This window comes from Deltaproteobacteria bacterium (assembly GCA_016875225.1).
Taxonomy (GTDB): Bacteria; Myxococcota_A; UBA9160; order SZUA-336; family SZUA-336; genus VGRW01.
The window spans coordinates 23118-47084 of the sequence record VGRW01000007.1 but is presented as its reverse complement, the minus strand read 5'-3'; the positions used below and the strand labels follow the sequence as shown (position 1 = coordinate 47084).

Below are 23967 nucleotides of genomic sequence, written 5' to 3'. Positions count from 1 at the left end.
ATGAGTCGGCTCGAACCCGAGCAGCTGGAGCGCTACAAGCGGCATCTGCTGCTCGATGGCGTCGGCGTCGTCGGACAGGAGAAGCTTCTCGCGTCGAGCGTGTTGCTGATCGGCGCAGGCGGTCTGGGCTCGCCCGCGGCGCTGTACCTGGCGGCCGCCGGGGTCGGCCGGATCGGAATCGCGGACTTCGACCTGGTCGACGCCTCGAACCTGCAGCGCCAGGTCCTGTACCGAACGCGCGACGTGGGCCAGCCGAAGGTCTCCGTCGCCGCCGAGCGGCTGCGCGAGCTCAATCCCGACGTCGACGTGCGGGAGCACCGGCTGAAGCTCGAGGCCGCGAACGCGCGCGAGATCCTCGCGGGGTACGACGTCGTGCTCGATGGCACCGACACGTTTCCGAGCCGGTATCTCACCAGCGACCTCTGTGTCTGGCTCGGAAAGCCCCTGGTCTACGGAAGCGTGATGCGATTCGAGGGTCAGGTGGCGGTCTTCGATGCGCGCCGCGGGCCGTGCTACCGCTGCCTGTTCGCCGAGCCGCCGCCGCCCGACCTCGCGCCCAACTGCGCCGAAGCGGGGGTGCTGGGCGTTCTGCCCGGCGTGATCGGAATGCTGCAGGCGACGGAGGTCCTGAAGCTGCTGCTCGGGGCCGGCGAGCCGCTGATCGGACGGCTGCTCGTCTACGACGCGCTCGCGATGGAGTTCCGCCGCTTCCGAATCCCGAAGGATCCCGCCTGCGCGGTCTGCGGCGAGAGCCCGACGATCACGGCCCCGATCGACTACGCGGCGTTCTGCGCCTCGCGCGGCGACGGGGCGGCCGAGGACGCGATTCCGGAGCTCGCGCCGAGCGCGCTGCGCGAGCGCCTCGCGGCCGGGGACGAGCTTCTGCTCCTCGACGTGCGCGAGCCCTTCGAGGCCGAGCAGGCGCGAATTCCGGGAGCCCGGCTGATTCCGCTGGGGTCGCTCGAAGCGTCGCTCGCCGAGCTCGAGTCGTGGCGAGAACGTCCGGTCGTGATCCATTGCAAGAGCGGGGGGCGAAGCCGGCGCGCCTGTCAGCTGCTGCGCTCGAAGGGCTTCCGGAACGTGGAAAATCTGGCCGGGGGGATCGAGGCCTGGGCGGTCTCGGTCGATCCGAAGCTCACGCGGGGCTGATTCCAAACCCGCGGAGGTGGTTCGAATGCAGTCTCTGCGCTGTCGAGTCTTCCGAGGTCTGCCGAAGGAGCTCGAGGAAGAGGTCAACAAGTTCCTCGAGGTCACGCCCTGTCACGTCGTGCAGGTCGTCCAGAGTGAGTCGGGGAATCACATCACGCTCACGATGATGTACGAGCTCGTACCTCACGAAGTCTTTTAGCGCCGCTCGCCCCCGATTCGCGTCCCGCCGATCAAGCTGGAGCAGCGGAAGGCCGATCCAGCGGTGATCGCAGCGGATTCCGAGGTGGGTGTGACGGACGAGATCGACGATTCCGAGCCGCAGGCCGAGGAGCGTGAGCCGACGCTCTCCGCGCTCCGCGCGCTCGCGCCGCTCGGTAGCCGTCTCGGAGAGATCGCGACGGGGCTGGTGAAGCAGGGCGCGCTCGGGATGCTCCTGATCGACGCCACGCCGCTCCTCGCGATCGAGAAGCTCCACGGGCCACGCGCGTTCCGCAGCTCGATCGAGGCGCTCGCCGAAGGCGTTCGAGCGCGCGTGGAGAGCGCGATCGGCGAGGAGATGCTTCTCGCTTCGGGCGCACTCGAGGAGGAACACCTTCTGGTGTTCATGCCGCGCCTTCGCGACGACGCCGAGTTCTTCCTGCACGATCTGCCGCGGGTCTCCGCCGAGCTTCGGGCCTGGGCCTCACAAGGGCTAAAGCGCGTCGTCTATCCCTACCTGAACCGCGTGCCCGAGCTCGCGGTCGGCGCGGGCTTCGTGCTGCACCGGCCGTTCCAGCGCCCCGAGGCGCAGCTCCGGCATCTGATCGACCGAACCCTCGAGGACGCGCGCTTCGAGCACGAGCGATCCCGACGCGAGCGCAACGGCATGCTCGAGAAGATCCTGCTCGAGCAGACGGTGACGACGGTATTCGAGCCGATCGTGGCTCTGGCGACGAATGCGGTGCTCGGCTACGAGGCGCTCTCGCGGGGGCCCGCCGGCACGGGGCTCGAGACGCCGATGGCGCTCTTCGGCACCGCCGAGCTCTTCGACCGCGAGTACGAGCTCGACAGCCTGTGCAGACGGCGCGCGCTCTCGAACGCGCGCGGAATCGCGGCGGATCAGCTGCTGTTCCTGAACATCCTGCCCACCTGCATCCAGGACCCCGACTTCCAGGCCGCGCACGTGTGCGAGACGCTCGCCGAGCTCGGGCTCGGTCCGCGCAATCTGGTGCTCGAGATCTCCGAGCGCCAGGCGATCTCGAATTTCCCGATCTTCCGCGAGGCGATCGACCACTTCTCGGGGCTCGGCTTCCGGATCGCGCTCGACGACACCGGCTCCGGCTTCTCCAGCCTGGAGGCCGCGCTCGAGCTGCAGCCCGACTTCCTGAAGATCGACATGTCGCTGGTGCGGAGCATCGAGGACAGCCCCGAGAAGCAGGAGGTGCTGCGCGGACTCCAGTCGCTCTCCGCGAAGATGGGCTCGCAGGTGATCGCCGAGGGCATCGAGACCGCGCAGGAGCTGTCGGTGATCCGCACGCTCGGCATCGAGTTCGGACAGGGCTTCTACCTGGGGCGCGGCGGCTCGACGCCGAGCGGCGCATCCAGGGCCCTGGCCCCGGGCAGGCCGCGATAGAATCGCGGCGTGAGCAGCGAGCGCGCGCGTCCGCCCGACGACATCGACCCCGCCGACTTCTTCCGCCGCTGGGCTCCCGAGGCGGTGCGGACCGACCCGGAGCGCCGCGCGAAGATCGCGGACCTGAACGCGCGCATCCAGTTCGAGCTCGCCGGTGACGGCGGCGGCCCCTTCTGGCTCGAGCTCAGCGACGGAGCGATCCGCGGCGATTCGGGAAGGATCGAGACGCCGGATCTCGTGCTCTCCACCGACCTCGAGACCTGGCGCAAGCTGAACGCGGGCGAGCTCAAAGCGCCGACGGCGGTGATGAAGGGAAGGCTCCGCTTCCAGGGCTCGATGTACCTGGCGCTGAAGATCCACTTCATTCTGGGGTAGGCGTCGCGAGGCGGCGGGCGGCGTCAGGGCTTGTCGCGGCGGTGCTGGAAGATCTTCCGGTCGTGGTGCTTGCGAAGCTGGGCGTGGAGCTTGTCGAAGGCATCGCGGGCCGACGCGAGAACGGAATCCCGGTGCTTCCCGCTCGACGCCACGTCGACGTGCTTTCCGGTGACGTGGACGTGCACCTCGTGGTCGTCGCCGTCGTGCGACACGGTGACCTCGACCCGCGACGTCTCGGGGAACTCGCTGCGCAGCGCCGCGGCCCAGCCCTCGCACTCGCCGCGCAGATGGTCCGAGTGGGGCGTGTCTCGAAAGTGGATGTGGAATGGCATGCGCCGAGTATAACGAGCGCGCTCGCCCCGACCCGCGTGGCGGAAGCGCACGGGAATCGAACCCGCCGAGGATCCGATCACGGACCCCCCATTGGATTTGAAGTCCAAGGGCGGCACCAGCCTGCCTCGCGCTTCCAGAGCGCCCCGATTCAGCCGGATGCGCGGATCCGCGTCAACCCGCGCGCCCGGCGCAGATGCGCGGAGAGGGCGGCGAGCGAGCTCGAAGCGTTCCTTCCCGAAGTCGACGGCATGAGGTAGGCCGGGCGGCCGGCGAAGCCGCCGCGAAGAACGCCGGGTCGCGCGGAGCGGTCGAACGCGCTCCGAAATCCCTCGAGTCCGACGAAGAGCAGCGCGCGCGGCCGCCAGGTCCGCACCAGTCGCGCGAGCCGCTCTCCGCCGCGCGCGTACTCTCGCGGCGAGACTGCGCTTGCGCTCGCCGTGACGCGCTTCACGAGGTCGGTGAAGCCGACGCCGCGGCGCAGCGCGTCGTCGGAGTCGCGATCGCTTGCGACCAGGCCCGCGCGAATCGCCGCAGGCCAGAAGCGATTGCCCGGTCCCGCGAACGGCACGCCGGTCTCCGCCGCGAGCGGCGACGGATTCGAGCCGCAGACCAGGAGCTCGAGTCGCGGCGCGAGCGAGTCGGGGAGCGAGCGAGCACGGCGGCCTTCGAACCAGAGCCAGAACGGATTCCCACCCGGCTCGCACGAGATCGCGCGGAAGCCGGCGCCCTCGAGCAGGTCCGTCCAGCCCTGCGGATCGCGCGCGACGAAGAGCCGCCCGCGCAGGACGTCCTCGCCACCGCGCCGCGAGAGCAGCGCGGTGCGGCGCTCGCTCGAGCTCGGCGCGAGCGCCTCGAGATTCGCAAGCGAGAGCATCACGTGCGCGCCGGGGCGCAGAACCCGGTGCAGCTCCGCGAAGGCCGCGGGCAGCTCCCGCGCGGGCAGGTGCATGTAGCAGTTTCGCGCCCAGGCGGCGTCGAGCGAGGCGCGTGCGAAGGGCAGGTGCGCGAGATCGGCGCGCACCAGCCGCGCGCCGCGGACTCGTCTTCGCGCCGCGCGGAGCATGGCGCTCGAGAGATCGAGCCCGATCACTTCGAGACCGCGCCGAGCGAGAAGCGCGCCGTGCCAGCCGGGTCCGCAGCCCAGGTCCGCGACGAGCGAGCCGGGGTCGAGCCGGCTCGCGAGCCTCGCGACGCGGCGCCGCCCGTCGGCCGACGTGTCGCGGCGCGCGATCCACTCCGCGGCGCGGCGCTCGTAGATCCCGGCCGTGATCCGGTCCACGGCTACGATCCGGCCGAGAGCTCGAACTCCAGCGTCTCGATCACGAGGTCCTCGACGCTGATCTCGACCTTCCACGCGCCGGGAGGCGACTCGCCCGTGCGCAGCTCCGAGGCGACGCGCCCCCCGGGGCTCATCCGCAGCGTCTGCTGGAACACGGATCCGCCGGACGGCCCGCGCCAGCGCACCAGGAAGAGCGGATTCATCGGGTAGAAGCGCGGGCTCACGTCTCCCCACCAGACCACGCTCTCACCGCGGGTGAAGCTCGAACGCGCCGCCTTCCGGCCGCCGGCCGCCAGCCCGCTCGCTTCCAGGATCGGAAACTCGAGCCGCGCGAGCTCGAACTCGGCGCGCCGTCGCGCTCCGGTGTTGGGCCGGAAGTTCGCGACCGCCTGCTCCAGGTAGAACGCCGCGCGCGACTTGTCGCCGAGCCGCGCGTAGACCGAGCCGAGCTGGTACTGCACCAGCGCCACGTTCGGATCGAGCGCGAGCGCGCGCTCGAGCTGGGCTCGGGCGCGCGGGAGATCTCCGGCCTCGATCGCGAGCTCCGCGCGCGCGAGCGCGACGCGCGGATCGCCGGGCTCGAGCGCCTCGGCCTCCGCGAGCAGCCGGTCTGCGCGCTCGTCGTCGCCGTCGGTGCGCGCCTCGTGCGCGCGCGACATCAGCGGATCGGTCTTCGCGGCGTCGAACGTCGCGCGCGGCTGCAGCCCCTTGGCCAGCGACCGGCGCTCGGAGAGCTCCGCGAGTCGCAGCTGCATCTGCACGAGGCGTCGATTTGCGAGCTCCGTCTCGCTCGCCACGGGCGGCACGCCGGGCTTCGCGGCGGCGCCGCGCTCCGGAGCGGCGTCGGCCGCGGCTCCGCCCTGCGCCGACGGGGCCGAACGCGGCGGCAGGCTTCCCGATCCGCTCCGCACGATCTCGACCTTCGTCGCGGCGATCCGCTCCTTCACCGCGGGGTGCGTGAACAGATAGGCGGGGATGCCCGCCCCGGCGTCGGGATTCGCCGCGAGGATGCGCTGGAAGAATCGCGTCATGCCGTCCGGGTCGTAGCCGGCGGCGCTCATGATCGCGATCCCCTCCCGGTCGGCCTCCTCCTCGAAGCTGCGCGAGTGCTTGAGCTGCAGCGAGACGTTCAGGCCCTGCGTCGCGATCAGGACGCCGGGATCCGCACCCGCGATCACCGCCGCGAGGCTGGCGAGCGTCGCCAGCGTCGCGAGCCCCTGTCCCCCGCTTCGCCGCGCGACGTGGCGCATCTCGACGTGGCCGATCTCGTGCGCGAGCACACCCGCGAACTCGTTCACGTCGCCGGCCTGACCGAGCACTCCCGTGGTGATGTACACGTACCCGCCGCCGATCGTGAAGGCGTTCAGGGCCGGGTCGTCGATCAGGAAGAAGCGGAAGATGAACGGCTGCGGCTCCGTGGTGCGCGCGAGTCCCTCGCCGATCTCCTGCACGTAGCCGACCAGCACCGGATCGGCGACGAGCTTCGCCTGCGAGCGGATCTGCGCGTGGATCTGCGCGGTCATCTCCTGCTCGCGCTCGACGCTGAGGTCGCTCGCGAACGGGTTCTGCGCGCGCGCGGGCACGGCGGCGGCGACGCCCGCGAGCGCCACCGTGAAGAGCGCGAGCCTGCGGATCATGCGCCTTCCGGCGTCCAGCGCAGTCGGGGCTTGCGCGCGGCCCGCACCTCGTCGATCCGGCGCACGATCGGCCGCTCGGGCGCGCCGGTGACCAGGCCCGGCTGCGTCTCCGCCTCGCGGGCGATCGCGCGCATCGCCTCGATGAAGCCGTCGAGCGCCTCCTGCGACTCGCACTCGGTCGGCTCGATCATCATCGCCCCGGAAACCACCAGCGGAAAGTAGATCGTCGGCGGGTGGTAGCCGTAATCCATCAGGCGCTTGGCGATGTCGGCGGTGGTGACGCCGTGCTCGTGCTGTCGTCGGTCGCTGAGCACGCACTCGTGCATGACCCGGCGCTGGTGCGGCACGTCGTAGTCCGCGCGCAGGGACTCGAGCACGTAGTTCGCGTTCAGGATCGCCCGCGAGCTCACTTCGGCAAGGCCCGAGGCGCCGAGTGTCCGGATGTACGCGAGCGCGCGCAGCCAGATTCCGGCGTTGCCGTACCACGCGTGCACGCGCCCGATCGAGTGCGGGAACTCCGAATCGAGCCGATGGCGCCCGTTCTCGAGCCGGATCACCGGCGTGGGCAGATACGGCGCGAGGATGTTGCGGATCGCGACCGGACCCGAGCCCGGCCCGCCGCCGCCGTGCGGCGTCGAGAAGGTCTTGTGCAGGTTGAAGTGCATCACGTCCACGCCCATGTGGCCGGGCTTGGCGACGCCGAGCAGCGCGTTCATGTTCGCGCCGTCCAGGTACACCAGTCCCCCGGCGGCGTGGACCACCCGGGACAGCTCTTCGATGTGACTCTCGAAGAGCCCGAGCGTGTTGGGATTGGTGATCATCAGCGCGGCGGTCCGCTCGTCGGCCAGCGCCGCGAGCGCTTCCGGGTGGACGATGCCGTCGGGGCCGCTCTTCACCTCGACCACCTCGAGGCCGTTCAGCGCGGCGCTCGCGGGGTTGGTGCCGTGGGCGGTGTCGGGGATCAGCACGCGCTTGCGCGCGAGATCGCCGCGCGCGCGGTGGTAGGCGGAGATCATGCGCACGCCGACGAACTCGCCCTGCGCACCCGCGGCCGGCTGCAGCGTCACGCGGTCGAGGCCCGAGATCTCCGCCAGCGCCTCCTCGAGCTCGCACGCCAGCGCCAGCACGCCCTGCAGCGCGGACTCGTCGCTCGCGGGGTGGACCGCCGCGAGGCCGGGCAGCCGCGCGACGGCCTCGTTCACGCGCGGGTTGTACTTCATCGTGCACGAGCCGAGCGGGAAGAAACCGGAGTCGATGCCGTAGTTCCACTGCGACAGGCGCGTGAAGTGGCGCACGACGTCGAGCTCCGAGAGTTCGGGGAAGTCGCGGATCTCGTCGCGCACGAGCCCGGCCCCGAGCTCGCGAACCGGGTCGACCGGCGGAACGTCGGGATCGTCGATCCGCACGCCGCTTCGCCCCGGCCGCGAGGACTCGAAGAGCAGCGGCTCGCGGAAGACGAGGCCGGAGCGCCCCGGAGTGCTCAAGCCGCGAGCCCGCGCACGAGCGCGTCGATCTCGGCGCGCGTGTTCATCTCGGTCGTGCAGACCAGCAGGCGATCGCCCCGCGCTTGCGCCCCTCGTCCCGCGAGCGGAAGCCCCGCCTGGACGCCGCGCGCGGCCAGCGCGTCGAGCTTGCGCGGAAGATCGGGGACCGCGACCACGAACTCGTTGAAGACCGGCGCCGCGAAGGGCAGCGCGAGCCCGGCCTCTGCGCAGGCCCGGCGCGCGTAGGTGGAGAGGGACAGGTTGATCCCGGCGAGCCGCCGGATCCCGGCCTTGCCGACCGCCGCGAGCCAGATCGCCACGCGAAGCGCGCAGAGACCCTGATTCGTGCAGATGTTGCTGGTCGCCTTCTCGCGCCGGATGTGCTGCTCGCGCGTGGTCAGCGTCATCACGAACGCGCGCTGCCCGATCGAGTCGACGCTCTCTCCGATCAGGCGGCCGGGCAGCTGGCGCACGAATTTCTCGCGTGCGGCCAGAAAGCCCGCGTACGGTCCGCCGAACGAGAGCGGCAGCCCGAACGACTGCGCCTCGCCGCAGGCGATGTCGCAGCCGAGCTCGCCGGGCGGGCGGAGCAGGGCGAGCGAGAGCGCCTCCGCGCTGGCCGCGATCGCCAGTGCCCCGACGGCGTGCGCGGCCTCGGATGCTTCGGCCAGATCCTCGATGCAGCCGAAGAAATTCGGCGACTGGACGATCACGGCCGCGGTGTCGGCGGGGAGCGGTCGGGTCGCCGTGCGGCCGGACTCGTCGAGATCGAGCGTCGATAGCGTGAGGCCGATTCCTTCGGTGTAGGTGCGCAGCACCTCGCGCCAGTGCGGGTGCAGCCCCGCGCTGACACAGATCCGTGTCCGGCGCGTGACGCGCGCGGCCATCAGCGCGGCCTCGGCGAGGGAGCTTGCGCCGTCGTAGATCGAGGCGTTCGCGACGTCCATTCCGGTGAGCTGACAGATCAGAGTCTGGAACTCGAAGATCATCTGCAGCGTGCCCTGGCTGATCTCGGCCTGGTAGGGCGTGTAGGCGGTCATGAACTCGCCGCGCGAGGCGAGCGCGTCGACGGCGGCCGGGATGAAGTGGTGATACGCGCCGGCGCCCAGGAAGCTCGGGCCGCTCTCCACCGTGCGGTTCTCCGCCGCGCGCGCGCCGAAGTGGCGCAGCAGATTGCGCTCGTCGAGCGCGGGGGAGAGCTTCAGCTCGGCCCGGCTTCGCAGGCCCGCCGGAACGGATTCGAGCAGCGCATCGGGAGAGCTCGCCCCGACGCGCGAGAGCATCGCGCCAAGCTCCGCGGGCGTGTGGGGGACGTAGCTCACTTCCCCGCGCGAGCCTTCACGTGGGCGCGGTACTCGGCGGCGGTCATCAGCCCGTCGAGCGCGTCCATGTCCTCCGGCGTCATCGCGATGATCCAGCCGCGACCGTAGGCGTCCTCGTTCAGCCACTCGGGGTGGTCGGCGAGCTTCGCGTGCACCTCCGTCACCTCTCCGGAGATCGGCGCGAGCAGATCGCTCACCGCCTTCACCGACTCGACCACGCCGAAGGTCTGCCCGGCCTCGAGCTGCGAGCCGCGCTCGGGAAGCTCGACGAAGACGATGTCGTTCAGCTCGGACTGCGCGTAGTCTGTGATGCCGATCCGCACGGTCGCGCCGTCGACGCGGACCCACTCGTCCGACTCGGTGTAGTGACAGTCATCGGGGATCTTGTAGTCGTGGTCTGCCATCTCGAGCTCTCTTGGTCCCTAGCCTCGCTTGTGGAACGGCGTCGCTACGATCGCGCACGGCGCGTTCTTGCCGCGGATCTCGACGTGAAGCTGCGCGCCCGCTGCGAACCCGGCCGGAACGTAGCCTAGCGCGATCGAGGCATCGACACTCGGTCCGAAGGTGCCGCTGGTGACGACGCCGTCGCCCCGCTCGGAGACGATCCGGAAGCCGGGACGGGCGACCTGCCGCCCCTCGAGCCGCAGGCCGACGAGCCGGCGCTTCGGGCCTTCCTCGGCGCGCCGGCGCAGCGCGGGCTCGCCGCAGAAGCCGCGGCCGAAGGCCAAGAAGCGCTCGAGCCCGGCCTCGATCGGATCGTGCTCGAGGTCGAGCTCGTGGCCGTAGAGCGGGTAGGCCATCTCGGTGCGCAGCGTGTCTCGCGCGCCCAGACCCGCGAGCGCGAGCGACTCGCCGCCCGCCTCGCGAAGCGCGTCCCAGAGCGCGACCGTGCGCTCGGCCGGCGCGAAGATCTCGTAGCCGTCCTCGCCCGTGTAGCCGGTGCGCGAGAGCAGCACACGGACCCCGGCCAGCTCGGTGCGCGCGAAGTGCCAGCGCTTCGGCGCGCGAAAATCCGCCGCGAGGAGCTTCGCCGCGATCGCGAGCGCCTGCGGTCCCTGCAGCGCGACCAGCCCGGTCGCGTCGCTCTCGTCTTCGATCTCGCAGTCCAGCCGCGCACCGGCGTGCACCTGGCGCAGCCAGGAGAGGACCGACGCGACGTTCGACGCGTTCACGCAGAGCAGGATCTCGCGCTCGCCCGTGCGGTAGAGCGTGACGTCGTCGACGACTCCGCCGCTCTCCACACACAGCAGCCCGTAGCGGACGCGTCCCGGGGCGGTGCCCGCGACGTCGTTGCTGAAGACGCGCTGCGCGTTTTCGAGCGCCGCGGGTCCGCGCAGGCGCAGCTCGCCCATGTGCGAGACGTCGAAGAGCCCGGCCCGCGCGCGGACCGCGCGGTGCTCGTCGAGGATCGAGCTGTAGACCACGGGCATGTCGAAGCCCGCGAACGGAGTCATTCGCGCGCCGGCCTCCACGTGCCGGGCCCAGACGGGCGTGCGGCGGAGCGCGGCGCCCGGCGCGTCGGAGCTCACGGTGCGGTGGCGGTCCGGGTTTCGAAGGCCTGCACGGTGTTTCGCAGCAGCATCGCGACCGTCAACAGACCCACCCCTCCCGGAACGGGCGTGAGCACGCCCGCCCGGCCGTTCGCCTGCTCGAAGTCTACGTCGCCGACGATTTTTCCGTCGACCCGATTCACGCCGACGTCGATCACGGCCGCGCCCTCGCGAATCCAATCGCCCTGGACGAAGCGCGGCTTTCCGAGCGCAGCCACGACGATGTCGGCGCGGCGCACGATCTCGGGCAGGTCGCGCGTGCGCGAGTGGCAGATCGTCACCGTGGCGTTCCGGTGCAGGAGCAGCAGCGCGACGGGCTTTCCGACGATGTTGCTGCGCCCGATCACGACCGCGTTCGCGCCCTCGATCGGAACGCCGAAGCGGTCGAGCACGTAGATGCAGCCGAGCGGGGTGCACGAGACCAGCGCGCGTTCATTGGCGACCAGACGCCCCGCGTTCTGAGGATGCAGCCCGTCGACGTCCTTGTCCGGGTCGATCGCCAGGGCCACTCGCCCAGGATCGATGTGCGGGGGCAGCGGCAGCTGCACCAGGAAGCCGTGCACGCCGGGATCGCGGTTGAGCTCCGCGACGACCGCCAGCACCTCGGCTTCGCTGGCCGTCGCCGGCAGTCGGATCTCGCGCGACGCGATTCCGCAGGCGCGCGCGCCGCGGCCCTTGTTGCGCACGTAGATCTGCGATGCGGGGTCTTCACCGACGAGCACGACGGCCAGACACGGCGGCCCGCCGCGAAGCTCGGAGACACGCTTTCGCACGTCGGCCAGGATCTCTTCGGCGAGCTCCTTGCCGCTCGCGATCCTCGTCACGAGCCGCTGCTCGCGGCCGATCCGCCGGACGGCTTGGCGGCGGTCTTCGTCTTGGGCTCGGACTTCGTCTCGGTCCTGGTCTCGGACTTCGGGGCGGGCGTGGATTCCGATTTGGTCTCGCTGCTCGAGCCGGGCTTCGCGCTTCCGTAGCCGTCGGAGTACCAGCCGCCGCCCTTCAGGATGAACGCGCTCGCGGAGATCAGTCGCTGCACTTTCGAACGGCAGACACGGCAGCGCTTCAGCGCGGGATCGTTGATCGACTGCTCGGCCTCGAACCGGTGGCCCTTGGAGCACTCGTACTCGTACGTCGGCATGTACTCGATTCTCCTGGGGAATCCGCGGGCGCGGCGCAATCTAGGCCAGCGCCATTCGCGGGTCAAACGCGGGAGAACGGGCGCGGATCGCGCGCTACGGGTCGCTTGCGTCGTCGGCCGAGGAGAAGGCGTCGATCAGCTTCGCGTAGCCCTCGAGCGAGCGGCGCAGGTCGAGCTCGAGTCGCTGGCGCAGGTAGCGCTGCTCGCGGATCTCGTTCGCGAGCTCGGCTCGGCGCTCGCGCGCCTCGGCGAGGATCTTCTCTGCGCGAAGCTCCGCGTCGACGATCATCGTCTCGCTCTCTTTGATCGCCGTGCGCTTCAGCTGCTCGACGACGGTCTGCGCGGTGGTGAGCGTGTCCTGGATCGTCTTTTCGCGCGCGCGGTACGCGTCGAGATCGCGCGCGAGCCGCTCGGCCTCGCGGCGCAGCTGCGCGTTCTCCCGCACCACGTCCTCGAAGTCGGCGACGACGGTCTCGAGGAAGGCCTGCACCTCGCTCGCGTCGAACCCGCGCAGGCGGGTCGTGAACTGGTGCTGCCGGATCTCGAGCGGGGTGAGGCGCATCTCTAGCCAGCAGAATCGGCCGAAACCCTCGGCGCCTTGAGCGGAACGTCGAACGCGGTGCGCGCCGGTCAGCCCCCGGCGGCAAGCTGCTTCGAGCGCTCGGTGGCCCGGTGGACGGCGGCCAGGATCGCCTCGCGGCCCCCCCCTTCGGAAAGGGCGCCCAGGCCGGCGAGCGTGGTGCCGCCCGGCGAGCTCACGCGCTCGCGAAGCACGGCGGGATCCTCGCCGGATTCGAGCGCCAGCCGCGCGGCGCCGTGGACGGTCTCGAGCGCGAGCGCGCGCGCGGTCTCCGGTGCCAGTCCCTCGCGCGCGCCCGCCTCGATCAGCGCCTCGATGAACGCAAACAGATAGGCGGGGCCGGATCCGGACAGACCCGTCACCGCGTCGAGCGCGGACTCCGGGACGCGCACGACCGAGCCGACCGCGCGGAGCACCGCGCAGGCCAGTTCGAGGTCGCCGGGAGTGGCGCCGCTGTCGCTCGCGACCGCGCTGATCCCCGCGCCGATCAGCGCGGGCGTGTTGGGCATGCTGCGGACGATCCGGGCGTGCGCTCCGAGCTGTCGCCGGAGCACCGCGGTCGTGGCGCCCGCCACGATCGAGAGGTAGAGCGGGCCGCCGTCGCGCGGCAGCGAGGCGGCCGCGCTCGCGAGCTGCTGCGGCTTCACCGCGAGCACGACCAGCTCGGCGCCGCGCGCGAGCTCGAGATTGCTCGCGGTCGTGCGCACGCCGAGCGCCTCGATCCGCTCGCGGCGGCTCGCGTCCGGATCCGCGGCAGAAAGAGAGGCGGGCGAGACCCCGGCGCGCAGTAGCCCGCACAGGATCGCCTCCGCCATGTTGCCCGCGCCGATCGTTCCCACGCTTCCGGGAAGTCCCGTCATTTCCGCTCTCTTTCCCCGAAGAGGGCGGTGCCGATGCGCAGCAGGGTTGCGCCCTCTTGCACCGCGACCTCGTAGTCGCTCGTCATGCCCATCGAGAGCTCGCGCAGCGCGCGCTCGCGCGGGCGCGTCCGGTTCAGATCCGCGAGCAGTCCGCGCAAGCGCGCAAACGCGGGCCGGACCTGCTCCGGATTGTCCCAGGCGCGCGGGATCGCCATCAGTCCGACCAGCTCCAGGCTCGGGCAGGCGTCCGCTTCGGCGGCGAGCTCCGCGAGCTTCGACGGCATGCAGCCGCCCTTCTGCAGCTCGCGGTCGATGTTGACCTGCAGGAGGATGCGCGGTCGGACGCCTCGCTCGCTGGCCGCCTTTTCGAGCGCGACGAGCAGCTCGAGGCGATCCACCGATTCGATCACGTCGAAGAGCTCGACTGCGCGCCGGGCCTTGTTGCGCTGCAGACCCCCGATCAAGTGCCACTCGATGGGCGAATCACAAGCGGCCGTCACGGCGGGGATCTTTCCCTCCGCCTCCTGGACGCGATTCTCGCCGAAGGCGAGCAGGCCCGCGCGCACGGCCTCGAGCACACGCTCCGGCGACTGCATCTTCGAGACGGCGAGAAGCTTGACGGCCGCCGGATCCCGACCGACGGCGAGCGAGGCGCGCTCGATCCGCGCCCTCACGTGCGCAAGCCGTTCGACCAGCTCGCTCATTCGGGCGCGACCCCCAGGCCGGCCAGGCGGGCCACCACCGACTCCATCGGCAGGCCGATCACGTTCGACCGCGAGCCGGAGATCCCGGCGACGAAGCGCCCGCCTTCGCCCTGCGCCGCGTACGCGCCGGCCTTGTCGAGCGGCTCGCCGGAGCGCGCGTAGGCGCGCGCCGTGTCGCGATCGACCGCGTGCATGCGCACCACGCTCTCGACGACGTCGCTCTCCACGACACCCAGCGCGCGAACCACGAACGCAAAGCCCGTGAGCACGCGATGCGTTCGGCCCTGGATGCGCAGCATCATCTCGACCGCCTCGTCGGGGTCGCGCGGCTTGCCGAGCACGTCTTCGTCCACGACGACCAGCGTGTCGGCGGCGAGCACGCAGGCCTCTTCGGGAAAGCGCGCGGCCACCGCGTGCGCCTTCTCGAGCGCGAGCCTGCGCGCCTGCGCCTCGGGCGCCTCGCCCGGACCCGCGACCTCGTCGATGTCGGGCTCGGCGATCTCGAACGCGAAGCCGGCGGCGGCGAGCAGCTCGCGCCGTCGCGGGGAGCTCGACGCGAGCACCAGCGCGCGCCGCTTCTCACGCATTCGAGGCGTCCAGCTGCCTTCGCGCGGCCTGCGCGCCGCGGACCAGCGAGGGATCCGACGAGTGCTCGAGCTCGCCGAGCAAGGTCTCGATCTCACCGCGCAGCTCGGGGTGGAAGCTCGCGAGCCCCGGCAGCACGACCGTCGCGATCCGCGTCATGCGCGGATCGGGGTCGGAGCCGCCTGCGAGCGCGAGCGCGCGACGGGCGAGCGCGAGGTCGGGATCGGTGAGCTTGGCGAAGCACGAGAGGGCGGCGCGCCGCACCTCCGGGTCGCGATCGTCGAGCGCGGCGAGGTAGACCGCGCCGGTCTCGGCGCGCTCCGGCGCGAGCTCGCGCAGCACGAAGATCGCCATCCGACGCCGCACCGCGGACTCGGAGGCTCGCGCCTCATGCAGAACCACGGGAAGGACTTCGGGTGCGAGTCGGCCGAGCGCCGTCAGCATCTGAGCGGCTTGCCAGCGCAGGTCTCCGTCGGGGAGCTCGAGCGCGCCGAGCAGCGCGGGCAGCAGGCGAAGCGTCGGACGCTCGGCCTGGAACAGCACCCAGACCGCCGAGAAGCGCGCGTGCGGGTCGGGGCTGCCGAGCAGGGCGCGAAGCGGCTCGCGAAGTGCCGGATCCGCGCGCAGCCGCGACAGCGCCTCGTCGCAGGCGGCGTGCTTGACCCGGTGGCTCGGCGACGCCAGCCGCTCGAAGAGTGTGTCGGGCTCGCTCACGAGACCGCCCAGTGCTCCTCGCCTCCGGCGTCCCGGCTTCGGGAGGCGCGGCGCTCACGCTCCAGCTTGTGCAGGTGCGAGAGCACGGACTGCCCCGCCGCCGGCCAGAGCGCGCGCGGCGTGTCGGTGTAGATGCGCTCGACCATCCGGTCGACGGTGCTCGCGCCTGCGCGCACCGCCGCGACGATCTGCCGCTCGCGCGCCAGGCGGTGCTCGATGTACTCGCGAAGCTTCGCCTTCGGGTCCGCGATCAGCGGGCCGTGGCCCGGATAGATGCGTTCGAGCTCGAGCCCGAGCAGCTGCTCCAGCGACGCGAGATACGCGCCCATGTCGCCGCCGTCGAGCGGAATCACGGTGGTGCCCGCACCGAGCACGAGGTCGCCGGTGAAGAGCGCGCGCTCTTCCTCCAGGTAGAAGCAGATGTGGTCTTCGGCGTGGCCGGGCGTGTGGATCGCGCGCAGCGTCGCGCCTTCGCTGCGGAACACGTCGCCCGATCGGATCGGCGTGAGCGCGAGTCCGAAGCGCTCGTCCTTGCCGGGCCACGGTCGCTTCGAGACGCGAAGCGGACCGAAGCGGCCGAGCACCTCCGCCACTCCGCCGATGTGATCCGGGTGGACGTGCGTGACCAGGATCTCCGCGGGAGCTGCGCCCGCGAAGTCGCTCGCGAGCGCCTGCTCGAGCAGCGTCAGGTAACCGGCATGGCCCGATCCGGGATCGATCAGGAGCGGACGCGAGCCGCGCCCGACCAGATAGCTGTTCGTCCCCGGCCCGGTGAACGGGCCGGGATTCTGTCCGCGCACCACGAGCACCTGCGCAGACCAGCGCTCGATGTCGGGGAGCTTCATGCCCCACATGGAATCCACGCCTGCACTCTACCCGGCGCCTCGCGCAATCGAAAGACGCGCGGGTCGGGCGCGCGGCCTAGCGGGCGAGCGGCGAGAAGATCGGTGCCTCGAGCGTTCCCCCGATCCTCGCGCGGAACGGCGTCGGTCCAGTCGGGAGCCCGGCCATGGCGAAGGCTTCGCGCGCCGGCTCCTCGAGCCGCGTGACCTCGACGTCGAACGCGAGCCCGCCTTCCGGGCCGATCCTTCCTGTGGCTCGGGCCGAGAGCGGCGGGCCGGAGATGTCTGCGAGCTCGACGCGCCAGCCGCCGTCGCGCTCGCGAACCGCCGCGACGACGAGCTGCGCGAACGCGAGCTCGAAGGCCACCGGGGCGCGAAGCCGCAGCGCCCCGCGCGAGAGCGTGAGCTCGAGCGCCTCGCGGTCGCCGAAGCGGTACACGCCGTCGGCGGTTCCGCGCAAGCCGAAGGACGGCGCGAGGTCGACCAGCCGGTCGAGCGGGAACGACTGCGCGCGCAGCACGCCGCCGCGAAGCCGGATCCCTCGCGTCGAAAGGAGCAGCGATCCTGCACCGACCTGCGCTTCCGCGCGAAGCCCCGACGGAAACAGCCGCGCGCGTAAGGCCGCGAACTCGAGCGCAGATGCGCCCCGTACGACGCGGGCCCGCTCGACCGCCGCTCCCCAGGGCCATGCCGGGCGCACGCCGTCGAGCTCGATCGAGATCCCGGAGGATGCGAGGAGGCGCGTGCAGACCGGACGCAGCAAGAGCGCCGGCGCCAGCCAGATCGCGATCGCAAGGCCCGCCGCAGCCAGCGCAAATCCGCGCAGCCATCGCGACCTCAACGCGGATCCCCTAGGCGCGTTCGAAGCTCGAGACCGAGAAGCTCACGTCCAGCACGCCGCCGCTCGCGCCGTCTCCGCGGGCGCGGATCTTCAGCGAGCGCACGATCAGGTGCGAGCCCGAGGTCTCGATCTTGTGCAGGAACTCGACCGTCTGCTCGAGCGACGCACCCTTCAGGCGCACCTCCGCTCGCGTCTCCGGGTACTTCGCGTTGGTCGACGGCTGCCGGGGCTCGATCGACTCCAGCTGCTCCTGCGAGATTCGGGCGTCGGCCGCGAGCGTGGAGAGCAGCGCGATCAGGTTCGTGTCGGAACCGGGCTGGATCCGACTCTCGACGCTCGCGAGCTCGCCCTGCAGCGCGCGCATCTCGCCGGCAATGCCGATCGCCCGGATCAGCTCGAGCTCGAGCTGCGCGACGCGCCGGTCCGCCTCGCGCGAGCGATCGTCGAGCGGAACCACGAGCCCGGCGTACACGATCACCAGCGCCAGCGCGCAGGCGCCGGCGACCAGAAGCCAGCGCTCCCGCGGCGAGCGCGAGGCGAGGTAGCCGCGCAGCGGCGCGAGCAGGTCGTTCATTCCTCGCCCCCCCCGAGCCGGATCGAGAGCGTGAAGGTCTTGCCGCCGCGGCGCGAGTCGGTCTTGACGTCGGTCACCAGCACGCGCTGGAAGCCCTCGAACTTGGAGAGCTCGGCCTTGAGCTGGTCCGCCGAGACGAAGTCCGAGCTGTGGCCGCGCGCGACGATGCTCTGGCGCTCGATCGAGAGCTCGTCCAGCGAGACGTCCAGGGATTCGGGCGCGAGCGCCGAGATCTGCCTCAGGATCTCCAGCACCGAGAGCCCTTTTCCAGTGACACCGAGGTGTGCCGCGAGCTCGCGCGTCTCGGCCGCGCGCTTCTCCAGCGACTGGAGCGGCGCGCTCGACGGCGGGGAGTCGGGAAACACCTGCCGGTAGATCGAGTCGAGCTGCGCCTGGGCCTGCGCCACACGCCGGCTCTCCAGCCAGGATCCGAGGGCCGCGCTCGCGACCCAGATGACGAGAAAGAGCGCGAAGAGGCCCACCGTGAAGCGGAGCTGCGGGCGCAGGCCGGAGAGGTCGGGCGCGTAGGCGAGGTCGCCCTGGCGGAAATCGCTCTGCGTGACCCGGTCCGTCGACGAGCCGCGCAGCGCCAGCGCCGCGGCCTGCGCGAAAAGCGCCGGGCCGGCCTCGATGAAGCGGTCGCCACCGTCGCTGGTGCGCGCGCTTTCGAGCACGCGCGTGGGCAGGCCCGTCTGCTCGGCGAAGAAGCCGGCCAGCCCGCGGAGCTGCGCGGAGCCGCCGACGAGCAGGATCTCGGTCGGATGGACCGGATCGAGCGGATCGCCGACGATCGCCTGCACGGAGCGCTGCACCTCGCGCGCGAGGCGCTCGAGCGCGTCGCGGATGCCGGGCGAGATCGGCTTCGAGCTTCCGAGCTCGAAGACGCCCATCTCGTGTTTGTGTTCCTCGGCGGCTTCGAGCGAGAGCTTCATGTCGCGCGCGAGCGCCTCGCTGAGCTGGCGCCCGGCGATCGGGATCCGGCGCAGCGCGATCGGCTTCCCGTCGACGAGCAGGCAGAGGTTCGTCTTCGCGTGGCCGACGTCGAGGATCAGGCGCGACACGTCGTCGAGTCCCAGGAACGAGGACAGGTTCGCGAGCGACGCGCCCTCGCACTCGATCACGCGCGGCTCGAGCTCCATCCGGCGCAACGAGGCGAGGTGCGCAAAGACGTCGGAACGCGGCGCGATCGCGACCAGCACGTCCGTCTGGTCGGGGCGCGTGAGAACCTGCTCGTGCGCGAGCACGACGCTCGAGAGCGGGAGCGGCAGCTCCTCGTCGATCTCGAACGCGAGCGCGGCGGCGACCCGCTTGGCCCCCGCGAACGGGAAGCGCAGGTGGCGCTGGGTCAGGTGGCCGGTCGCGAGCGCCGTGACCAGAGTCTCGGGGGAGAGGTTCCGGCTCTGCACCCAGAGCTGGATCGTCGCCTCGATCTCTTCGGACGGGGCGTTGCGCGGCAGCCGCAGCTCCGCGAAGCGCACGAACCTCGCGCCGCGCAGGCCCGCGGAAAGCTCGGCGACCTTGACCGACCAGGAGCCGATGTCTAGGCCGACGACGCTCCTCTCGAACATCAGCAGCCCAGCCGGTAGTAGAGGGTGGTGGGCTCCGCGCCGTTGCCGCGGTCGACCACGCTGCTCACGCACGCGCGCGTCTCGCCGACTCGCGCCTCGGAGTCGATCCGGAACACGCGGCTCGTGTACGAGAGCGGTGGGAAGACCTCCTCGCCCTCGGCGATCCCGAGCGTGCGGTAGAAGCTGGCGCAGGGCTCGGGCCCCTCGGTGGGACAGAAGACCCGTCCCTCCTGGCGCGCGCGGAGCAGGCCGAAGACGTCGCGCGAATCGAGCAGCTCGAACTCCTTTCCGAGACCGTGGTAGATCATCCCGAGCACGTGTGGCGGGGCGGTGTTGAGATTCGCTCCGCCGGAGCCCGGGGCAGGAAACATAGGGTAGGTCGTAAAGTAGGCCTTGAGCGATTCGAGCATCAAGGCGTCGAGTCCGGGAACCGCGGCGAGCTCGTCCAGCGAGAAGACGGGCCGATCCAGCGGCGCGCTCGCGGCCTTCTTGATCCCGACGTAGTACTCCTCCTCCGGCGTGCCCACGCGCGTCTCTTCGTCCTTGTCGAGCCAGTCGAGGAGCGCGTCGGCGAGTTCGTCGACATCCTCGTCGCCATACGCGCTCGAGCCCTTGAACGCCGGCGCGGTCTCGGCGATGTGCGCCAGGGCCGCCTTCAGGAACGCCTTGCTGTTCTCGCCGATGCGCGCGCCCTTCGCGTCCACGAGCGCGTTCAGGTTCAGCCGACCCCCGGTGTCGCGAACCGTCACGTGCAGCACCGCCTCGCCCGGGAGCTCGATCTCCTGCTTCGAGAGCAGCGCCCAGGCGTCGAGCTCCGACTCCACCTGTTTCGTGATCGGGTCGCCCTCGAGCACGTCGTCCTGGAGCGTGCGGACGGCGAGGGCGATTCCCGAGCGCGCGAGCAGCGTCGCCCGCGCGTACTGACCGTACTGGCGCGTGCTGATCGCCTCGATCACCGATGTCTTGGCGAGCGCGTACGCCGTCGAGATCGCGACCACCACCAGGACGAGCACGAGAAGCAGGACCACGCCGTCCTCGTCGCGGGCTCGGGTCACGGGCAGCTCCCCTCGTCGAAGCCGGGCAGCCCGTTCAGCAACACCTTCAGGCGCTGCAGCGCCGGAGACGGCTCGGGGTCGCTCCAGCAGGCGTCCTCCGTCTGGTTCCGGGCCTCCTCGATCGCCGCCGCGAGCGCCGGGCTCGCCGCCGCGAGCTCCGCCTCGAAGCCCGCCAGGCAGACGGCCACCGTCACGCCGGATCCGCAGTCGGCCGCGCCCCGGTTCTTCTCTGCATCCTCGGCGCTCAGTCGGAACGGACGAACCGGCAGGTCCACGAGCCGCGTGATCTCGAGACCGGGCCAGGGCTCGCCGTCCGGTCCCATCTCCCAGAGCGCGAGCCTGAGCTCGATCGAGAGGGGAAGCTGGTCGAGCTGTGCCACGCTCGTCGAGTCCCAGACCCCTGGGGCCTCGCTTCCTTCGCCGACGAAGCTCATCGAGAAGATCGCGAGCTCGTCGGCCACGGTCTGCGGCTGGGTCCACTCCACCTCCTTGCGGAGCTCCGCGGGCAGCGCCTCCTCCTGCCGGAGCAGGTCGACGCCGTGGCCGGATCGCGACGCCACCGTGCCGTACGACACGAGCGCCAGCGGCGCGGGCGGGCTGCCCGGCGAGCGAAGCGGCGTCTGGGTGACGAAGCGCAGCTCGAAGCCCTCGGAGTCGCTCTGCTGGAGCGGCTGGCCGTAGAAGACGTAGGGGTGGGTGAGCGGGTCCACCCCGAGCTCGCGCTGCACGAGGACCGCGCCGACGAGCTCGCGCTCGATCCGATCGAGCAGGATTCGCGCCGCGCGATCGCGCGACGTGCCGTCCGAGACGCGCGTGTAGGCCTCCGCGATTCCCTGGTACGCCTGGAAGGCGAACGTGATCACCAGCGCCATGATGAAGATGGCGACCATCACCTCGAGAAGCGTGAACCCGCGCGCCGACCGCGGGCTCATGGCGTGGCCCCTCCTGTCTTGGGAGCCTCGGGCGGCGGCGCCTGCTCGCGCTGCTTGCGCAGCTCCTCGAGCCGCGCGGGATCGGGAGGGGCGGTCACGAGCAGGACGAACGGCGTCGCGCTCTCGGGCTCGTCCTCGACCGCGAAGACGCGCACCTCGACCAGCCGAAGCGGCGGGACCCGGCCCGGCAACGCGGCCGGGCGCGCAGCCCCCGGCACGGCGAAGAGCGGGGAGGGCGAGACCTCGGCGGGATAGTCCTCCGGCAGCTCGAGCGTCTGCTCCGACACGTTCACGTGCCAGCGCAGATCCGCGTCGGGAGGCTCGTACTCGCCTTCGGTCTCGCCGTCCTCGATCTCGGCCCCTGCGCTGATCTCGCCCGCGAGCTGGCGCGCGCGTTCCTCGGCCAGCTGCGTCGCGCGAGCCTCCAGACGCGCGCGCCCGAGATCGTCGAGGTTCGCGGTCACCGATTCGAGCAAGAGGCCGAAGACCAGCCCGACGATCAGCAGCGCCGCCAGGACTTCGATCAGCGTGAATCCGTCGCGGCTACGGGCCACCGGCGTCGACCTCCTCGACGCGGATCTCGCCGGTGAAGGCGACCACGCGGATTAGCAGCTCGTAGCCGCCGTCGTCGCGCAGCCAGATCTCCGCGGGATCGCTCGCGCCGTCGGAAGAGAAGCCGATTCCGACCGCGCCCTCGTGGCTGGGCGCGCCGCCGAGCCGCACCTCGAGGAATCGCACTTCGTCCGCGTCGTCGAGTGCGCGCCACTCGCCGATCCGTCCCTCGACGGGAGCGAAGACCGCTTCCGAGAGCGGCGGGGCCAGGTCGAGGTTCTCGGCGTGCTCGGGAAGCTCCGCTTCGGTCGCGGGCGCTTCCGGCGGCAGCTCTTCGAGGCGGAAGACCTGCTGGTCCAGGTCGATCACGAAGCGCTGCGCCCGACCCGTGGTCACCGCGCGCTGGCCGACGTACTCGAGCTCCGCGGCGAGCGTGCGTCCGGAGTTGCGCAGGTGAACGCCGAATCCGCCGCCGATGCGGGTCGTGAACACGCCCGTCACGAGCACGATCAGCAGCAGCACGACCAGCAGCTCGAGCAGGGTGAAGCCGGCTTCGGCGCCTCGAAGGTTCACGGCTCAGCGCGGTTCGGTCACTTCCCAGTTTCCGATCTCGGCGTTCTCGCCGTCGCCACCGGGCTGACCGTCCGCGCCGAAGCTGTACAGATCGAAGCTCCGCGCGTTGTTCTTTCCCGGTCGCTCGTACTTGAAGGGCACCTGCCAGGGATCGAGCAGATCCTTCGACGAGACGTAGCCGCCGTCCGGGTAGCGCCGCGGCCGCGGCTCGGTGGTCGGCTCGTGGACCAGCGCATCGAGCCCCTGCTCGCTCGTGGGGTAGGTGCCGTTGTCGAGCTTGTACAGCTCGAGCTGCTGCGAGAGCTTCGAGACCTGCAGGCGCGCGATGTCGGCCTGCGCGCCGCCGAGCCGCCGGAAGACGTTGGTCGCGAGCACCGTCATCAAGAGGCCGACGATCAGCACGACCACCATGATCTCGATCAGGGTGAAGCCGTCGCGTTCTTCGAGTCGCATGGGGGGAATCTCCTTGAAGGGCCGCCCTAGAGCGCGGACGTCATGTTCATGAGCGGCAGAAGCGTCGAGAGGATGATCACCAGGATCACGATCGCGACGAAGACGAGCAGGATCGGACCGAGCAGTGCGAGCATGCGCTGCAGCGCGTTCTCGACCTGGGTGTCGTAGGTGTCGGCGAGCTTTCCGAGCATCGAGGGGAGCTCCCCGGAAGCCTCGCCGACCGAGATCATGTGCGTGACGAGCGGCGGGAACTCGCCGCTCGTGCGCATCTGCGCGGCGATCGAGGAGCCGCGCGTGATCGCATCCTTCACGCCGTCGACGGCCTTGGCGATCACGGCATTGGCGGTCACGCTGCGCGCGATCTCGAGCGCGCCGACGATGTTCACGCCGCCGGCGGAGAGCGTCGCGAGCGTCCGCGCGAAGCGGGCGATCGCCACGTAGCGGATCAGCCGGCCGAAGACCGGGGTGCGGAGCATGAACCCGTCCCAGGCGAAGCGGCCGCGCTCGGTCCGGACGATCCGGGTCCAGATCAAGAGCGCCGCCGCGAGCACGACCAGTGCGGGAAACCAGTACACCGTGACGACGTCCGAGACCGCCACCACGACTCGCGTCACGAGCGGCAGCTCCTGCTTCATGTCGCGGAGCATCGTCGTGATGTTCGGGATCACCTTCACCAGCAGGACGCCCGCGACCGCGGCACTGAACGCGAGCATCAGCGCGGGATAGATCATCGCGTTGATCAGCTGGTTGCGCAGATCCATCCGGCTCTCGACGTAGTCGGCGAGCCGCAAGAGCACCGGCGCGAGCGCGCCCGAGGATTCTCCCGCCCGCACCATCGAGCAGTAGAGCTCGTCGAAGACGTGCGGGTGCTCGGCCAGCGCCTCGGCGAGCGACGAGCCCTGGTTCACGGACTCGCGCACCGCTCCGACCACGGTCTTGAAGCGCTCGCGCTCGACCTGCTCGGTGAGCGCGGAGAGCGCCTGGACCAGCGGCACACCCGCGGAGATCAGCGTCGAGAGCTGGCTCGAGAACATCGAGAGATCCAGGTCGGGGACGCGCCGCAACGCGGGCAGCCGCAGTTTCGAGAGCAGCTCCGAGGTCTCGCCGCGCGTCTTTCCGGCGACGATCTCGGTGGGGAAGATCCCGTCCGCGCGCAGCTTCAGGCGCGCGGCGCGCAGGCTGTCCGCGTCGATCGTCGCGGAGACCGCGCGATTTCCCGCGGCGACCCCCTTGTAGCGGTAGACCGGCATCGCCC

Annotated in this window: 27 protein-coding genes and 1 tRNA gene; 3 read left to right on the top strand and 25 right to left on the bottom strand. The window is 71.1% G+C overall.

All coding sequences use genetic code 11. The features are described from left to right. The 3 genes from moeB to FJ108_03510 all read left to right on the top strand — a co-directional run bounded on the left by moeB (position 1) and on the right by FJ108_03510 (position 3136). Positions 1–1149: a molybdopterin-synthase adenylyltransferase MoeB gene (gene moeB, locus FJ108_03520; GenBank protein MBM4334968.1), complete on the top strand. Its 1149-nt coding sequence runs from the start codon at positions 1–3 to the stop codon at positions 1147–1149. Between the two features lie 283 nt (positions 1150–1432). Then, on the top strand, positions 1433–2761 hold the full coding sequence (locus tag FJ108_03515) for an EAL domain-containing protein (GenBank protein MBM4334967.1): 1329 nt from the start codon (positions 1433–1435) through the stop codon (positions 2759–2761). A 9-nt stretch (positions 2762–2770) separates the two neighbouring features. Continuing rightward, on the top strand, positions 2771–3136 hold the full coding sequence (locus FJ108_03510) for an SCP2 sterol-binding domain-containing protein (GenBank protein ID MBM4334966.1): 366 nt from the start codon (positions 2771–2773) through the stop codon (positions 3134–3136). A gap of 23 nt (positions 3137–3159) precedes the next feature. Here the strand turns inward: FJ108_03510 and FJ108_03505 are convergent, their stop codons facing one another. From FJ108_03505 to gspF, 25 genes are all read right to left on the bottom strand, one after another. Then, positions 3160–3468 (bottom strand): HPF/RaiA family ribosome-associated protein, encoded by a 309-nt coding sequence (locus FJ108_03505; GenBank protein ID MBM4334965.1) that lies wholly within the window; start codon positions 3466–3468, stop codon positions 3160–3162. 37 nt (positions 3469–3505) lie between these two features. Continuing rightward, a tRNA-Sec gene (locus FJ108_03500) sits at positions 3506–3604 on the bottom strand. Positions 3605–3617: 13 nt separating this feature from the next. Beyond that, positions 3618–4748 carry a methyltransferase domain-containing protein gene (locus tag FJ108_03495; protein MBM4334964.1) on the bottom strand — a complete coding sequence of 377 codons (1131 nt, stop codon included), beginning with the start codon at positions 4746–4748 and terminating at the stop codon, positions 3618–3620. A 2-nt stretch (positions 4749–4750) separates the two neighbouring features. Continuing rightward, positions 4751–6385 carry a tetratricopeptide repeat protein gene (locus FJ108_03490; GenBank protein MBM4334963.1) on the bottom strand — a complete coding sequence of 545 codons (1635 nt, stop codon included), beginning with the start codon at positions 6383–6385 and terminating at the stop codon, positions 4751–4753. Further along, complete coding sequence (locus FJ108_03485) at positions 6382–7869, bottom strand: glycine dehydrogenase subunit 2 (GenBank protein ID MBM4334962.1); 1488 nt, start codon at positions 7867–7869, stop codon at positions 6382–6384. The genes FJ108_03490 and FJ108_03485 overlap by 4 nt, the downstream gene beginning before the upstream one ends. Beyond that, positions 7866–9191 (bottom strand): aminomethyl-transferring glycine dehydrogenase subunit GcvPA, encoded by a 1326-nt coding sequence (locus FJ108_03480; protein MBM4334961.1) that lies wholly within the window; start codon positions 9189–9191, stop codon positions 7866–7868. Before FJ108_03480 ends, FJ108_03485 begins: the two co-directional genes overlap by 4 nt. After that, the gene (gene gcvH / locus FJ108_03475; GenBank protein MBM4334960.1) at positions 9188–9595 is read right to left on the bottom strand and encodes a glycine cleavage system protein GcvH; all 408 of its coding nucleotides are present in this window, start codon (positions 9593–9595) and stop codon (positions 9188–9190) included. The genes FJ108_03480 and gcvH overlap by 4 nt, the downstream gene beginning before the upstream one ends. Positions 9596–9613: 18 nt before the next feature. Beyond that, complete coding sequence (gcvT, locus tag FJ108_03470; protein ID MBM4334959.1) at positions 9614–10720, bottom strand: glycine cleavage system aminomethyltransferase GcvT; 1107 nt, start codon at positions 10718–10720, stop codon at positions 9614–9616. Then, the gene (locus FJ108_03465; GenBank protein MBM4334958.1) at positions 10717–11565 is read right to left on the bottom strand and encodes a bifunctional 5,10-methylenetetrahydrofolate dehydrogenase/5,10-methenyltetrahydrofolate cyclohydrolase; all 849 of its coding nucleotides are present in this window, start codon (positions 11563–11565) and stop codon (positions 10717–10719) included. Before FJ108_03465 ends, gcvT begins: the two co-directional genes overlap by 4 nt. After that, positions 11562–11879 (bottom strand): zinc ribbon domain-containing protein, encoded by a 318-nt coding sequence (locus tag FJ108_03460; protein MBM4334957.1) that lies wholly within the window; start codon positions 11877–11879, stop codon positions 11562–11564. The genes FJ108_03465 and FJ108_03460 overlap by 4 nt, the downstream gene beginning before the upstream one ends. A 94-nt stretch (positions 11880–11973) precedes the next feature. After that, positions 11974–12441, bottom strand: a complete 468-nt coding sequence (locus FJ108_03455; protein MBM4334956.1) for a DivIVA domain-containing protein — start codon at positions 12439–12441, stop codon at positions 11974–11976. 68 nt (positions 12442–12509) lie between these two features. Continuing rightward, positions 12510–13319, bottom strand: a complete 810-nt coding sequence (locus FJ108_03450) for a pyrroline-5-carboxylate reductase (GenBank protein MBM4334955.1) — start codon at positions 13317–13319, stop codon at positions 12510–12512. Beyond that, entirely contained in the window at positions 13316–14023 is a 708-nt protein-coding gene (locus tag FJ108_03445) for a YggS family pyridoxal phosphate-dependent enzyme (GenBank protein ID MBM4334954.1), read from the bottom strand. Before FJ108_03445 ends, FJ108_03450 begins: the two co-directional genes overlap by 4 nt. Further along, positions 14020–14610 (bottom strand): septum formation protein Maf, encoded by a 591-nt coding sequence (maf, locus tag FJ108_03440; protein ID MBM4334953.1) that lies wholly within the window; start codon positions 14608–14610, stop codon positions 14020–14022. Before maf ends, FJ108_03445 begins: the two co-directional genes overlap by 4 nt. Then, a complete protein-coding gene (locus FJ108_03435) occupies positions 14603–15322 on the bottom strand; it encodes a HEAT repeat domain-containing protein (GenBank protein ID MBM4334952.1) in 720 nt (239 codons plus the stop codon). Before FJ108_03435 ends, maf begins: the two co-directional genes overlap by 8 nt. Further along, entirely contained in the window at positions 15319–16185 is an 867-nt protein-coding gene (locus FJ108_03430) for a beta-lactamase-like protein 2 (GenBank protein ID MBM4334951.1), read from the bottom strand. Before FJ108_03430 ends, FJ108_03435 begins: the two co-directional genes overlap by 4 nt. A gap of 58 nt (positions 16186–16243) precedes the next feature. Beyond that, complete coding sequence (locus tag FJ108_03425) at positions 16244–17005, bottom strand: hypothetical protein (GenBank protein ID MBM4334950.1); 762 nt, start codon at positions 17003–17005, stop codon at positions 16244–16246. A gap of 10 nt (positions 17006–17015) precedes the next feature. After that, complete coding sequence (locus FJ108_03420) at positions 17016–17579, bottom strand: type II secretion system protein M (GenBank protein ID MBM4334949.1); 564 nt, start codon at positions 17577–17579, stop codon at positions 17016–17018. Continuing rightward, positions 17576–19147 carry a hypothetical protein gene (locus tag FJ108_03415; protein ID MBM4334948.1) on the bottom strand — a complete coding sequence of 524 codons (1572 nt, stop codon included), beginning with the start codon at positions 19145–19147 and terminating at the stop codon, positions 17576–17578. The genes FJ108_03420 and FJ108_03415 overlap by 4 nt, the downstream gene beginning before the upstream one ends. Next, positions 19147–20682: a general secretion pathway protein GspK gene (locus FJ108_03410; GenBank protein ID MBM4334947.1), complete on the bottom strand. Its 1536-nt coding sequence runs from the start codon at positions 20680–20682 to the stop codon at positions 19147–19149. Before FJ108_03410 ends, FJ108_03415 begins: the two co-directional genes overlap by 1 nt. Next, positions 20199–21134 (bottom strand): prepilin-type N-terminal cleavage/methylation domain-containing protein, encoded by a 936-nt coding sequence (locus FJ108_03405; GenBank protein MBM4334946.1) that lies wholly within the window; start codon positions 21132–21134, stop codon positions 20199–20201. The genes FJ108_03410 and FJ108_03405 overlap by 484 nt, the downstream gene beginning before the upstream one ends. Then, positions 21131–21688, bottom strand: a complete 558-nt coding sequence (locus FJ108_03400; GenBank protein MBM4334945.1) for a type II secretion system protein — start codon at positions 21686–21688, stop codon at positions 21131–21133. The genes FJ108_03405 and FJ108_03400 overlap by 4 nt, the downstream gene beginning before the upstream one ends. Continuing rightward, complete coding sequence (locus FJ108_03395) at positions 21678–22259, bottom strand: prepilin-type N-terminal cleavage/methylation domain-containing protein (GenBank protein MBM4334944.1); 582 nt, start codon at positions 22257–22259, stop codon at positions 21678–21680. The genes FJ108_03400 and FJ108_03395 overlap by 11 nt, the downstream gene beginning before the upstream one ends. Before the next feature lie 3 nt (positions 22260–22262). Then, positions 22263–22712, bottom strand: coding sequence for a type II secretion system protein GspG (gene gspG, locus FJ108_03390; protein ID MBM4334943.1), 450 nt, complete (start codon positions 22710–22712; stop codon positions 22263–22265). A gap of 26 nt (positions 22713–22738) precedes the next feature. Further along, the gene (gene gspF / locus FJ108_03385; GenBank protein ID MBM4334942.1) at positions 22739–23962 is read right to left on the bottom strand and encodes a type II secretion system protein GspF; all 1224 of its coding nucleotides are present in this window, start codon (positions 23960–23962) and stop codon (positions 22739–22741) included. Positions 23963–23967 lie beyond the last annotated feature (5 nt).

Bases quoted from the DNA above. Each gene is read 5' to 3' on its own strand.
- moeB (MBM4334968.1), top strand. From the start codon at position 1: ATGAGTCGGCTCGAACCCGAGCAGCTGGAGCGCTACAAGCGGCATCTG.
- FJ108_03505 (MBM4334965.1), bottom strand. From the start codon at position 3,468: ATGCCATTCCACATCCACTTTCGAGACACGCCCCACTCGGACCATCTG.
- FJ108_03490 (MBM4334963.1), bottom strand. From the start codon at position 6,385: ATGATCCGCAGGCTCGCGCTCTTCACGGTGGCGCTCGCGGGCGTCGCC.
- gcvH (MBM4334960.1), bottom strand. From the start codon at position 9,595: ATGGCAGACCACGACTACAAGATCCCCGATGACTGTCACTACACCGAG.
- FJ108_03460 (MBM4334957.1), bottom strand. From the start codon at position 11,879: ATGCCGACGTACGAGTACGAGTGCTCCAAGGGCCACCGGTTCGAGGCC.
- FJ108_03455 (MBM4334956.1), bottom strand. From the start codon at position 12,441: ATGCGCCTCACCCCGCTCGAGATCCGGCAGCACCAGTTCACGACCCGC.
- FJ108_03450 (MBM4334955.1), bottom strand. From the start codon at position 13,319: ATGACGGGACTTCCCGGAAGCGTGGGAACGATCGGCGCGGGCAACATG.
- FJ108_03445 (MBM4334954.1), bottom strand. From the start codon at position 14,023: ATGAGCGAGCTGGTCGAACGGCTTGCGCACGTGAGGGCGCGGATCGAG.
- maf (MBM4334953.1), bottom strand. From the start codon at position 14,610: ATGCGTGAGAAGCGGCGCGCGCTGGTGCTCGCGTCGAGCTCCCCGCGA.
- FJ108_03420 (MBM4334949.1), bottom strand. From the start codon at position 17,579: ATGAACGACCTGCTCGCGCCGCTGCGCGGCTACCTCGCCTCGCGCTCG.
- FJ108_03415 (MBM4334948.1), bottom strand. From the start codon at position 19,147: ATGTTCGAGAGGAGCGTCGTCGGCCTAGACATCGGCTCCTGGTCGGTC.
- FJ108_03405 (MBM4334946.1), bottom strand. From the start codon at position 21,134: ATGAGCCCGCGGTCGGCGCGCGGGTTCACGCTTCTCGAGGTGATGGTC.
- gspG (MBM4334943.1), bottom strand. From the start codon at position 22,712: ATGCGACTCGAAGAACGCGACGGCTTCACCCTGATCGAGATCATGGTG.
- gspF (MBM4334942.1), bottom strand. From the start codon at position 23,962: ATGCCGGTCTACCGCTACAAGGGGGTCGCCGCGGGAAATCGCGCGGTC.